Source organism: Domibacillus aminovorans, assembly GCF_001643235.1.
GTDB lineage: Bacteria > Bacillota > Bacilli > Bacillales > Domibacillaceae > Domibacillus > Domibacillus aminovorans.
In genome coordinates, this window is sequence record NZ_LQWY01000044.1 from 13139 (window position 1) to 26238 (window position 13100).

A 13100-nucleotide genomic window follows, 5' to 3' on the forward strand; every position below is an offset into this window, starting at 1 on the left:
GCTTATTTTCTGACCATTCCATAAAAAAAAGACCAGCAATATGCTAATCTCTTCGTAAAAAGTGCAAAAATGTTTCAGCTGTTTTTGTCATAAACGGCGCATCCCGGATAATCACATAAAAATTCCGCTCATAATAAAGGCTGCCCCCGCCGACGATTTTCAATTTTTCCAGTTCCAGTTCATTGCGAATCGTCCACTCCGATAAAAGGGCGACGCCAAGCCCAGCTTCTACTGCTTCTTTAATGATTTGTGTACTGCCGAATTCTAAAATTTTTGCCGGTTGAATGCCGTTTTTCTCCGCAAACCATTCAAATGCTTCTCGCGTACCCGATCCTTGCTCACGTACAATCCATGTTTCTTCATTTAGATGGACACGCTTTTCAACATGTTCTTTTTTTCCTTTAATAACAAACATACGATCAGTGGCAATTTTTTCAGCGACTAACTTACTAGACGAAATGGTTCCTTCAACGACACCAAGATCAATTTCATCGCGAATGACTTTTTCAGCAATTTCATGCGTATTGCCGATGGATATAAAAGGGTCAACGGATGGAAATTTTTCTAAAAAGTCAGCAACAATATGCGGCAAAATATACTCACCAAATGAATAACTTGCCCCAACTGAAAGCTTTCCTTTCACTTCACCAGCCAAATCTTCTACTGCCTGCTTCATCTTCTCATTCAGTGTAGAAATCTCGCCTCCATAATAGGCAACAAGGCTGCCTGCTTTTGTCAGACGAATCTTTTTATTCGTTCGGTCAATAAGCTTTATACCTAGTTCATCTTCCAGCGATTTTACATATTGACTGACTGCTGGTTGCGTAATAAACAGCTCTTCCGCTGCCCGTGAAAAGTTCATATGTTTGACTACAGTTAAAAACACTTTTAGTTTTTGCTCCATTTTCGCCCACCATCATAAGTGATTACTTATCAATTAAATAATTATCATTAATTATCTTTTCTACCTTTTTTATTTTAACATGAAATGAAGAGAAAAGGGGCGAGTTATAATGAAAGAAGCTGTATTATCTATACAAATACCGAAACAAAAAGAATTTGTGAATGGAATTGCGTTCACGACCCTGATCACCGGTATATCTTTCGTCGCAGCGAATATACCAGTCATCGGATATGCAGGCCCACTAGCACTTTCGATCTTGCTTGCAGTATTGTATCGGAATACAATCGGGTATCCAGAACAATGGCGTGCAGGCATCACATTTACCGGGAAAACGATTTTACGCTTTGCTATTATTTTATATGGCATCCGATTAAATGTTGTGGTCGTTGCCTCTGAGGGACTCCCTTTGCTATTTCAAGCGGCTTTATCCGTTGTATTTGCATCAGTAGCCATGGTCATTACCGGACGCTGGCTGAACATTGAACCGAAACTTGCATTGTTACTCGGAGCCGGTACGGGCATTTGTGGCGCAGCGGCTATTGCAGCGGCAGCACCGATAATCGCTGCTAAAGAAGAAGATACAGCATTGTCTGTCGGCATGATCGCATTTCTTGGCACCATTTTCGCGCTCTTATATCCATTAATATCGCCAATCATTGGTTTAACGGCTAAACAGTACGGTCTCTGGTCAGGCTTTACACTTCATGAAATTGCTCACGCGGCACTTGCTGGTGCAGCAGGCGGTACTGATGCCATGGCAGCAGCGCTTTTATCCAAATTAAGCCGTGTTCTACTATTGTTCCCGTTTTGTCTCATTCTTTTGTTTTTCGTCAAAAAGAAAAACGGCACGCAGCAAAGCGCACCATTTCCTTATTTTTTAATTGGGTTTTTAATCGTTTCCGCACTCGGTACAATTGGAACAGAAAAAGGATTTTTATCTACTGATAAAACAGACCTTATTGCATCTGGAGGTACTTTTTTAATGGGGATGGCAATGTGTGCACTTGGCATGTCTGTTGATTTGCGCCAGATAAAAACACGCGCTGTTAAACCGCTTGTCGCTCTGATCGTCGTCTCTATTTTATTAAGCATTCTTACCCTTTTTTGCATATAAAAAAAGCATTCAGCGTCCTTCTATGACGGCTGAATGCTTGAATATTTAATAGGATCAGCCATTCTCCAATAACGGCTGAAGTTAAGTACTGTATAGCGTCCAGTCATTCTCCAATAACGACTGAACAAGGTTTTTTATTTTTTCATTAAACTATATAAAACAGCTTTTTGTGCATGCATCCGGTTTTCAGCCTGCTGGAATACAACAGACGAATCGCCGTCCATCACACCTGCAGATACTTCTTCACCGCGATGTGCTGGCAGACAATGCATAAATTTACATCCTTCGTTCGCCTCCGCAAACAATGTTTCATTTACTTGGTACGGTCCAAATGCTTTCAAACGCAGCGCAGTCTCTTCTTCCTGTCCCATACTTGTCCAGACGTCCGTATAGATGAAATCAGCACCTTTGACAGCGAGAACCGGATCTTCTGTAAATTCAAGTACTGCACCTGTTTGCGCTGCAATTTCTTTTGACTTTTGAATGATATCCGCATCTGCTTCGTACCCTTTCGGAGCCGATAACGTAAAGTCCATTCCCATCATAACCGCACCAATCATCAATGAATGCGCTACGTTGTTGCCATCGCCAATATAGACCATTTTATAGCCTTTAAATCCGCCTTTATATTCATATACAGTGAGTAAGTCAGCAAGTGCCTGGCACGGATGATACAAGTCTGTCAGTCCGTTAATAACCGGGATTGATGCAGCATCTGCGAGCATTTCAATACGGTCATGTCCGTGTGTACGAATCATAATGCCATCAAGATAACCAGAAAGCACTTTTCCTGTATCTTCAATCGTTTCACCACGTCCAACTTGCAAGTTATCTGAGCTTAAAAACATGCCGTGGCCGCCTAATTGAAGCATTGCTGCCTCAAACGAAACACGCGTTCTCGTTGAATGCTTTTCGAAAATCATCCCTAAAATTTGTCCTTTTAGGGCATCCGTATAGTTTTCTTTCTTTTTCTTCATATCATGAGCAAGCAAAACGAGCGCCTGCACTTCTTCAATACTGAAGTCGAGCAGCTTGAGCATATCTCTGCCCTGCATATTCTGCTCCTTGATTTGTTCCATCGTCATCATGAAAGTCACCCCGACGTGTCGTCACCTTTTATCTATACTTATATTTATACACTATAAAGAATTAAAATACAACCTTTTCTCATTAATTTTTTCTCGCTTAATCATTTCTTTCATCGAATAAGCCAATAGTCTGATCTTGATCATGACAAAATTTAAGTTTTGGTAACAGAAGCTTCCCTTTTTGTTGAAAGGACAACCTTTATCTTTGTCATACCTGTAACATTGCAAGGTTCATCTTTTCGTCCCATGTACACCCGTTCTTTTTCTTATTTATAATGAGCCCAGGCAAAAAAACGCCGTTTGGAGGAATGGATTATATGTTAGGTCAAGTAGAAATTGGAATCGACCTGGGAACAGCAAACTTGCTCGTTTACAGTAAAGATAAAGGGATTATTTTAAATGAACCATCCGTTGTTGCCATTGATGTGAATACGAAAAAAGTGCTTGCAGTCGGCACAGATGCAAAAGAAATGATTGGGAAAACACCGGGACGAATTACTGCCGTACGTCCAATGAAAGATGGTGTCATTGCTGACTTTGATATCACGTCCGAAATGTTAAAAGAATTAATGAAAAAAGCAAGCAAGGCAGCCGGCTTTACGATTCGTAAGCCGACCGTTGTCGTCTGCACACCGTCTGGCGCTACAAGTGTTGAACGGCGTGCTATTCAAGATGCAATTAAATCAAGCGGTGCAAAAACCGTTCATTTAATTGAAGAGCCGATTGCCGCAGCAATCGGAGCTGACCTGCCTGTAGAAGAACCGATCGCCAACTTAGTCGTCGATATTGGCGGCGGTACGACAGAAGTTGCCATCATTTCATACGGCGGTGTTGTCTCGTGTAATTCAATTCGTCTTGCCGGTGATAAGCTAGATGAGGATATCGTTCAATATATTCGTAAAGCATACAATTTGTTAATTGGTGAAAGAACAGCTGAAAATGTCAAAATAAAGATCGGCTATGCACCAATCAAACATACTGAAGTGAAAATGGATGTGCGCGGACGCGACCTCGTCACAGGCCTGCCGAAAACAGTTGACGTCAGCTCTTATGAAATTCAAAAAGCACTTCGCGAATCGTTGCTGGCCATTTTAGAAACAATCCGCGTCACACTTGAATCGTCTCCTCCTGAATTAAGCGGCGATATTGTTGACCGCGGCGTCGTCCTTAGCGGCGGCGGTGCTTTGCTAAATGGGATTCAAGAATGGCTTTCACAAGAAATTATCGTCCCTGTTCATCTTGCACCGAATCCACTTGAATCGGTGGCAATCGGTACCGGCCGCTCCCTTCACGTATTGAAAAAATTACAAAAAGTTACATCCTAAGTTAATAAAAGCAGCCTGACATGTTTGATTCACAAAACATGTCAGGCTGCTTTTTTATCTGTATGCCGCTCGCTTCGGTTTCCATTGCGGCAGCGTAATGGCTATTAAGATAATCAATATGCCTACGGTTTGAACAGTTGTGGCCTGTTCTCCGACGAACAGCCACGCTGCAACAACGGCAGCCGGCAGTTCTGCCGCACCACATATCGTTGCTGTTCCTGATCCAATTTGTGGCGTACCCGCTGCAAAAAACAGCACTGGAAGAACAGCTCCAAAAAGTCCACTCAACAGTCCATATTGCCACAGTCCACCTGTAAATGTCCCATCAATCAGAAAAGACGGGGAATTCATTATCAAAATAACAATTAAGCCCCCAATTGACATAAACAGACTCCGTTGTACAGCCGGCACACCTTTTCCTGAGCGACCGCTGAGGAATATAAATAGCGCAAAGGTTAATCCGCTTAATAATCCGCATAAAACACCAACGGGATGAGAAAACCATTCGATGGCCTCACCGGATCCAGACCGTGCAGCTAAAAATGTTCCAGTCCAGATCAAAACAACCGATATCACTGTGCTGCCTTTTGGTAACGTACGCATATGAATAGATTCAATAACAATGCCCATCCAGACAAATTGAAAAAGCAGAATGACTGCAGCAGATGCAGACAAATCTGCGATCGAAATCGCATAAAATAAGCCGGTTACACTTAAAAGAACTCCCGTACCCAGCAGTTCTCCCCACTGTTTGATTGACATGTTTCTTTTGGGCATAAACAGCCATGCTGCAGCCAAAAAAATCACGCCTGTTAAATACTGCGCGCTAACAATGTCTGAGGAACTGTAACCTGCATTTGAAGCCATTTTTATGATCGGTCCGTGCACCCCATAACTGCAGGCGCCTAACAATACCAAAAAGGAATAACCGAATCTTTTCATCCCCACTTCTCTCTCCTCTATCTCAGGTTTCTCTGTAGGCAAGTATACCTCTGAGTTGGCTGGGCCGTAAATACATTTTCCTTTTTACAGTTGACAAAAATGAGCATCGCTCATATAGTTAATTACATAAGTGATTAACCAATCAACAAGATAAGGGGGGTTATCCATTGAGTGCAAAACTGGACGATTCAAAACCGATTTTCATTCAAATTGCTGAAGAGCTGGAAAGTGGCATTTTAGACAATACATTTCCGGAAGGTAGCCGCGTTCCATCCACGAATGAATTTGCAGCGCATTATCAAATCAATCCGGCAACGGCCGCCAAAGGCATTAATCGGCTCGTTGATGAAGGCATTTTATTTAAAAAAAGGGGGATTGGCATGTTTGTATCAGACGGAGCAAAAGAGCAAGTAGCCGGAAAACGGAAAACACAGTTTTATGAGACCTACATCGTACCGCTTATCAATGAAGCAGCCAAACTGGATATTTCCCAGGAAGAACTTGAATCGATGATTAAAAAAGGAGGACACTCGTCATGAACGTTCAATTCGATAACGTGACGAAAAAATTCGGATCACAGACAGCATTAAACAGTCTATCTTTCACATTGAACGGACCCAAAATTGTTGGACTGCTCGGCCGAAACGGAGCCGGTAAAACAACGGCACTTAATATGATGGCCGGCTGCATTTTTCCGGATAATGGGTCAATTGTTGTAAATGGATCATCACCATTTGCACAGCCAAACAATGTCTGTCTGATCAATGAAAGCGGAAATTTCAAAAAAGATTTTTCGATTAAAGAAACATTAAAGTCTGCATCCCTCTTTTATCCAAATTGGGATCAAAAACGGGCAGAAGAACTCCTTGATCTCTTTCATTTAAAAAAATCCAAAAAAGTAAAAAGCTTGTCCAAGGGAATGGAGTCGGGGCTCGGCATTACGGTTGGATTGGCCAGCTATTCACCGGTGACGATTTTCGATGAACCATACATCGGACTCGATGCCGCCGCGCGCAGCCGTTTTTATGACTTATTAATAGAAGAATACGAACGCCAGCCACGTCTGTTCATCCTCTCTACCCATCTCATTGATGAGGCAGCAAAATTATTTGAAGATGTGTTTATCATTCATAAGGGGGCCCTTCTTCTTCATCAAGACGTGGAAACATTACGTTCGATGAGCTTTTCGATTACCGGGACGAAAAAAGATGTGACAGAATACTTGAATGGAAAAGCACCCATCCATCGTAAAGAATTTGCCGGACGCGCAACAGCTTACGTATATGGTTCTGAATGGAACCGCCATGAAGCGGAACTGTACCGTCTTGACACAGATTCAATTCCGATTCAAGAGCTAATGGTTCACTTAACCGATTCTCACACAGGAGGTAAAAAATGATGAACAACATAAAAGCGGTTATTCACTACGAATGGACTGGAACGAAAAAAGCAGCCAGTGTGTTTTGGATCATTCTCGGTAGCACGGTGCTGCTTTCCATTATCTCTGCTTATTCGTTTACCGACGGCGAAGTGTATATGGGCGGCACATCGATTGCGTTATTCGCTTATTTGACGATTACCGGATTTATTGCCGTAAAAGACAGCATGTCGTACTGTATACAACGCGGCGCCACCCGCAATCAGTTTTTAGCCGGTATCGGGCTTTCGTTTCTCGTTACTTCGATTATAATGGCAGTTATTCACACGATTTTAGTGGAATTAGCCATCCTGGTGACAAAAGACTTTTTGAATTTGAAAACCGTTCACTTTTTCAGATTATCAGATTTACTGTCAACATCCCCTTCTTTTTTGAGCGCAACGGTTGTTGACATGTTACTCTCTTTCTTTTGTCTCGCCACAGCATTTTTAATCGGAGCAATCTTCTTTCGATTCGGCAAAACGATTGGTCTTTCGTTTTTAGCTTTTTCTGGTCTAATATTGATGAACGCTTCTATTCAAACAAAAATCGGATCATTTCTTTTCGGTGATTCTAGCAATGCCATCTTGATGGATTTTGTTATCTTGTTTTTCCTTGGCGTTATTTGTTTTTTTATTACTTGGCTGATCATTCGAAAAACGTCGATTCACCCGTCTATACAGTGAAAATTGTTCTTGACTGAACCGATACGACACGATATGATAATTTTAATTATTCATATAATTTAATAGCCAATTCTTATCAAGAGAAGCTGAGGGTACTGGCCCACGGACGCTTCAGCAACCAGCCGAGACAGGTCAGGTGCTAAATCCAGCAGACTACTAAATTTAAGTCTGGAAGATGAGAAGGAACGGACAACACATACATGTTGAAAAGCCTTCTTGCATTTAGGAAGGCTTTTTTCAGTTCAAATATAGAGAGGACGTTTACAATATGACATTACTCGACAGGCTCAAAACAGACGTGCTTACCGCTGATGGAGCGATGGGCACGCTTTTATATTCACACGGCATTGACTTTTGCTATGAAGAATTAAATACAGAAAAGCCCGAAATCATTGAAAAAATTCATAAAGACTACATTGCAGCAGGTGCTGATGTTATTCAAACGAATACGTATGGGGCCAATGCGATTAAGCTTGCCCGTTATGGCATTGAAAACCGATCACGTGAATTGAATACAGCGGCGATCGAGATTGCAAAAAAGGCAGCTGCACCGGGCGGACAGTTCGTTCTCGGTACAATCGGAGGTATTCGTGGGATCCGTAAAAGCACCGCAACAAATGCGGAAATTATCGCCTCGGTCCGTGAACAAGCAGAAAGTCTTCTCTCCGGCGACCCTGATGGTATTTTATTTGAAACGTATTACGATTTTGATGAATTGTCTGACTCGGTCAAGCTGCTGCGTACAATGAGCGATGTTCCGATTATCGCCCAGGTATCGATGCATGAACCAGGCGTTTTGCAAAATGGATTGTCATTAAATGAAGCGTTGCACCGTCTTGAAGGAATTGGTGCTGATGTTGTTGGCGTTAACTGCCGCCTCGGTCCTTTTCATACGCTTCAAGCATTTGAAGACGTAACACTGCCTGAAAAAGCATTCCTATCCGCGTATCCGAATGCGAGTCTTCTCGATGTAGAAGACGGCCGGATCGTTTATGAATCAGAAGCGGATTATTTCGGCCGTGCTGCCGTCCTTTTGAGAAATGAAGGTGTCCGGTTGATCGGCGGCTGCTGCGGTACGACGCCGAAACATATAGAAGCAGCGAAAAAACGGCTGGTCGGTCTTCCTCCTTTAACGGAGAAAAAGGTAAAAACGAAAAAACCGATTGTCATTCAAGAAGCAAAGCCTAGCACAGACGTATCGATTTGTGAAAAAGCGAAAACAGCACGGACTGTGATCGTTGAACTTGATACACCAAAAACATTGCTCACAGAAAAATTCATTGAAGGTGCCAATAAATTGTATGACGCAGGCGTCGATGCCGTCACAATGGCAGACAACTCGCTTGCTTCTCCACGCATCAGCAATATGGCGATGGGTGCAACATTAAAATTACAACATGATGTCCGCTCACTTGTCCATATTACGTGCCGTGACCACAATTTAATCGGTCTGCAGTCTCATTTAATGGGGCTTGACGCGCTCGGTCTTCATGACGTGCTTGCGATTACCGGTGATCCAACAAAAATAGGCGACTTCCCAGGTGCGACGGATGTCTATGACGTATCAAGCCCTGAACTCATTCAGCTTATTAAACAGTTGAATGATGGGATTTCATTTTCTGGTAAACCGCTCAAAAAGAAAGCTAATTTTTCCGTTGCGGCGGCGTTCAATCCAAATGTTCGCGTTCTTGACCGAGCCGTCAAGCGATTGGAGAAGAAAATTGAATGTGGTGCGGATTATTTTATTACACAGCCGGTATTTACGAAAGAAAAAATTGTCGACGTATATGAAGCCACAAAACATTTATCAACACCTATATTCATCGGAATTATGCCATTAACAAGTATGCGCAATGCGGAATTTCTGCACCATGAAGTGCCCGGTATTAAATTATCAGATGAGACACTTGAGAGAATGCGTGCATGCGGCGATGATCAAGAGCGTGCTGCCAAAGAAGGTATACAAATTGCGAAAGAACTGCTTGATACAGCAGCACAAATTTTTAACGGAATATACATTATTACGCCGTTTTTACGTTATGATATGTCTATGGAATTAATTCATTATATAAATGAACTGGATGCACTAAAAGAGAGAGGGATTGTTCATGCAGACTCATCAAATTGAGAAAGAACTTCAAAAGAGAATACTCCTGATTGATGGAGCAATGGGAACAATGCTGCAAAACGCCGATTTAACGCCGGAAGATTTCGGTGGGGAAGAATACGATGGCTGTAACGAGAACTTGAACTTAACAAAACCGGAAGTGCTTGAACGTATTCACCGTGAATATTTAGAAGCCGGTGCAGATATTATTGCAACAAATACATTTGGCGGAACTCCTGTCGTACTAAATGAATACGATCTTGGTGATAAAGCGTATGAAATTAACTTACGTGCTGTTGAAATTGCCCGCAAGGTCGTCGATGAATTTTCAACACCAGAATGGCCGCGATTCGTTGCCGGTGCCATTGGACCAACGACAAAGACGTTGTCCGTTACAGGAGGCATTACGTTTGACGAACTCGTCGATAACTTTGAATTACAGGCGAAAGCACTTATTGAAGGCGGTTCTGACTTGATTTTAATGGAAACAAGTCAAGATATGCTGAATGTGAAAGCCGGCACTCTTGGGATTAGACGGGCGTTTGACGCAGCCGGAAAAGAACTGCCAGTCATGATTTCTGGCACAATTGAGCCGATGGGCACAACACTTGCCGGACAAAATATTGAAGCATTCTACATTTCAATTGAACATATTAAACCATTGTCAGTTGGATTGAACTGTGCGACAGGTCCAGAGTTTATGACCGACCACATCCGTTCTCTCTCCGATCTGGCAACAAGCTATGTAAGTTGTTACCCGAATGCCGGTCTTCCGGATGAAGAAGGTAATTATCACGAATCACCTGAATCGTTATCCAAAAAGCTCGGAGCATTTGCCGATAAAGGCTGGTTAAATATTGTGGGCGGCTGCTGTGGAACGACACCGGAACATATTCGTGTCATGCGCGAAGTAGTAAAAGATAAAGCGCCACGTACAACTCCTGAGAATCCTCATGGCCACGCCGTTTCCGGTATTGAGCCGCTTTTATATGATGATTCCATGCGTCCTCTGTTTATCGGTGAGCGTACAAATGTGATCGGTTCACGTAAATTTAAACGGTTGATTGTGGAAGGCAAATTTGAAGAAGCAGCTGAAGTTGCCCGTGCACAAGTAAAAGGCGGCGCACACGTTATTGATATTTGTCTCGCAAACCCTGATCGTGAAGAACTAGAAGACATGACTAATTTTATGAAAGAAGTCGTCAAAAAGGTAAAAGTGCCACTTGTTATTGACTCAACGGACGAGAAAGTCATTGAAGAAGCCTTAAAGTTTTCACAAGGGAAAGCCATTATTAACTCCATTAACTTAGAAGATGGTGAAGAACGGTTCGATGCTGTTATGCCGCTTGTAAAACAGTACGGAGCAGCCGTTGTTGTCGGCACAATCGATGAAGTTGGGATGGCAGTTACGCGCGAACGGAAACTTGAAATTGCTATTCGTTCACATGACTTGCTCGTTCAAAAATGGGGACTTGCACCGGAAGATATCATTTTCGATCCGCTCGTCTTCCCTGTCGGCACTGGTGATGAGCAATATATCGGTTCTGCTGTTGAAACGATTGAAGGTATTCGCCTTATTAAAGAAAAACTGCCGAATTGTTTAACCGTTCTCGGAGTCAGTAACGTCTCATTCGGCCTTCCTCCCGTCGGCCGTGAAGTATTGAATGCTGTGTATTTGTACCACTGTACGCAGGCTGGACTTGACTATGCAATCGTCAACACGGAAAAATTGGAGCGTTACGCATCAATTCCAGAAGCAGAAATTAAAATGGCGAACGACTTGTTGTTTACAACGACAGATGACACGCTCGCGGACTTTACTAACTTTTACCGTGGTATGAAAAAAGAGATAAAAGAAGCAGACATTCCAAAAACGGTGCCCGAGCGCTTAAGCTACTATGTCGTCGAAGGAACGAAAGAAGGCCTTCTTCTCGATCTTGAAGCAGCACGTGATATGTACGACGAACCACTCGATATTATTAATGGCCCGCTCATGAAAGGGATGGCTGAAGTTGGCCGGCTGTTCAATGATAACCAGCTAATCGTTGCTGAAGTACTGCAGAGCGCCGAAGTGATGAAAGCGTCGGTTTCCTACCTTGAGCAATTTATGGAGAAAAAAGAAGATGATTCCGGTAAAGGAAAAGTTATTCTCGCTACTGTAAAAGGCGACGTGCATGATATCGGAAAAAACCTTGTCGATATTATTTTGAGCAACAACGGTTTCAAAGTCATTGATGTCGGAATTAAAGTAACGCCGGCAAAATTAATTGAGGTCATCCGGAAAGAAAAGCCGGATATGGTCGGATTGTCTGGATTGCTCGTCAAATCAGCCCAGCAAATGGTCATCACCGCACAAGACTTTAAAGATGCTGATATTAACGTACCTATTCTTGTTGGCGGCGCCGCATTGTCACGACGATTCACTGAAACGAAAATTTCCCCTCAATATGAAGGTCCCGTTCTTTATGCAAAAGATGCGATGGATGGTCTTGATCTTGCGAACCGCCTGCAAAACGCTGAACAAAAAGTCGGGCTTCTGCAGGATTTGGAAGATAAAAAAGAAAAACGGAAAGAAATTGAAGCATACCGTGACGAACGAAAAGAGCAGGCTGTTGCTGTGGCACCGAAACCGGTCAAAACAGTTCGTGAAGATGCTCCTGTTCTCGTGCCGCGTGATACACGTCGCCGTGTTTTGCCGGATTACTCTATCGCCCATTTAAAGCCATATGTGAATATGCAGACATTGATCGGCCATCATCTCGGCATGAAAGGTAATGTGAAAAATTTGTTAGCTGAGCAAAATGAAAAGGCTATCCAGCTTCACGAAACAGTAACAGGCTTCTTAAATGACGGCGGGTTGAAAACGGCTGCTGTCTATCAATTCTTCCCTGCTCAGTCTCAAGGGGATGATGTCATCATTTACGATCCAGCCGATTCAAAAACAGAAATTGAGCGGTTTACATTCCCGCGTCAAATGAAAGAACCATTCCTCTGTCTCTCTGATTATTTAAAACCTGTTGAAAGCGGCGAAATGGATTACGTCGGATTTTTCGTTGTAACTGCTGGATTCGGTGTTCGTAATCAAGCAATGAAACTTCGCGATGAAGGTAAATTTCTTGATAGCCATGCACTCCAGTCAACTGCACTGGAACTAGCTGAAGGTTTTGCAGAGCGTATTCATCAGGAAATGCGTGACCAGTGGGGCTTCCCTGATCCAATCGATTTCACAATGCGAGATCGTTTCGCGGCGAAGTATCAGGGACAGCGTTTCTCATTCGGCTACCCTGCCTGTCCGAACCTTGAAGACCAAGAAAAATTGTTCGGCTTGTTGAAACCAGAAGAAGTCGGTGTCAACTTGACAGAAGGCTATATGATGGAACCGGAAGCATCGGTATCAGCGATTGTCTTCGCTCACCCGGATGCACGCTATTTCAACGTATAATAAAAAGAATCCCGCTGTGAGCACTCACAGCGGGATTCTTATATTAAAGGCGGAACACCAGAAAAACTTTAGCCA

10 protein-coding genes and 1 riboswitch are annotated in these 13100 nt (G+C 42.9%); of the genes, 7 read left to right on the plus strand and 3 right to left on the minus strand.

Translation table 11 applies throughout. The annotated features are described in order from the left end of the window. Positions 1 to 43: 43 nt before the first annotated feature. A complete protein-coding gene (locus tag AWH49_RS14050) occupies positions 44 to 904 on the minus strand; it encodes a LysR family transcriptional regulator (RefSeq protein WP_063966240.1) in 861 nt (286 codons plus the stop codon). Between the two features lie 109 nt (positions 905 to 1013). Here AWH49_RS14050 and AWH49_RS14055 point away from each other — a divergent pair, with 109 nt between their 5' ends. Then, entirely contained in the window at positions 1014 to 2018 is a 1005-nt protein-coding gene (locus AWH49_RS14055) for a YeiH family protein (RefSeq protein ID WP_063966241.1), read from the plus strand. 134 nt (positions 2019 to 2152) lie between these two features. On the opposite strand, the gene argF is transcribed toward AWH49_RS14055, so the two are convergent. Continuing rightward, the gene (gene argF, locus AWH49_RS14060) at positions 2153 to 3106 is read right to left on the minus strand and encodes an ornithine carbamoyltransferase (protein WP_063966242.1); all 954 of its coding nucleotides are present in this window, start codon (positions 3104 to 3106) and stop codon (positions 2153 to 2155) included. A gap of 317 nt (positions 3107 to 3423) precedes the next feature. Between argF and mreBH the strand changes: the two genes are divergently transcribed. Beyond that, positions 3424 to 4431 (plus strand): rod-share determining protein MreBH, encoded by a 1008-nt coding sequence (gene mreBH / locus AWH49_RS14065; RefSeq protein WP_063966243.1) that lies wholly within the window; start codon positions 3424 to 3426, stop codon positions 4429 to 4431. A 54-nt stretch (positions 4432 to 4485) separates the two neighbouring features. Here mreBH and AWH49_RS14070 read toward each other — a convergent pair whose 3' ends face one another. After that, the gene (locus AWH49_RS14070) at positions 4486 to 5373 is read right to left on the minus strand and encodes an EamA family transporter (protein WP_063966244.1); all 888 of its coding nucleotides are present in this window, start codon (positions 5371 to 5373) and stop codon (positions 4486 to 4488) included. Between the two features lie 167 nt (positions 5374 to 5540). On the opposite strand from AWH49_RS14070, the gene AWH49_RS14075 reads away from it, so the two are divergent. From AWH49_RS14075 to metH, 5 genes are all read left to right on the plus strand, one after another. After that, the gene (locus AWH49_RS14075) at positions 5541 to 5912 is read left to right on the plus strand and encodes a GntR family transcriptional regulator (RefSeq protein WP_063966245.1); all 372 of its coding nucleotides are present in this window, start codon (positions 5541 to 5543) and stop codon (positions 5910 to 5912) included. Next, complete coding sequence (locus AWH49_RS14080; RefSeq protein WP_063966246.1) at positions 5909 to 6772, plus strand: ATP-binding cassette domain-containing protein; 864 nt, start codon at positions 5909 to 5911, stop codon at positions 6770 to 6772. The genes AWH49_RS14075 and AWH49_RS14080 overlap by 4 nt, the downstream gene beginning before the upstream one ends. Continuing rightward, positions 6772 to 7476, plus strand: coding sequence for a hypothetical protein (locus AWH49_RS14085; RefSeq protein WP_157723740.1), 705 nt, complete (start codon positions 6772 to 6774; stop codon positions 7474 to 7476). Before AWH49_RS14080 ends, AWH49_RS14085 begins: the two co-directional genes overlap by 1 nt. A 70-nt stretch (positions 7477 to 7546) precedes the next feature. Beyond that, a riboswitch (SAM riboswitch) is annotated at positions 7547 to 7658 on the plus strand. A gap of 86 nt (positions 7659 to 7744) precedes the next feature. Further along, positions 7745 to 9604, plus strand: a complete 1860-nt coding sequence (locus AWH49_RS14090; protein WP_063966248.1) for a bifunctional homocysteine S-methyltransferase/methylenetetrahydrofolate reductase — start codon at positions 7745 to 7747, stop codon at positions 9602 to 9604. Continuing rightward, entirely contained in the window at positions 9585 to 13025 is a 3441-nt protein-coding gene (gene metH / locus AWH49_RS14095) for a methionine synthase (protein WP_063966249.1), read from the plus strand. The genes AWH49_RS14090 and metH overlap by 20 nt, the downstream gene beginning before the upstream one ends. Positions 13026 to 13100: the final 75 nt, after the last annotated feature.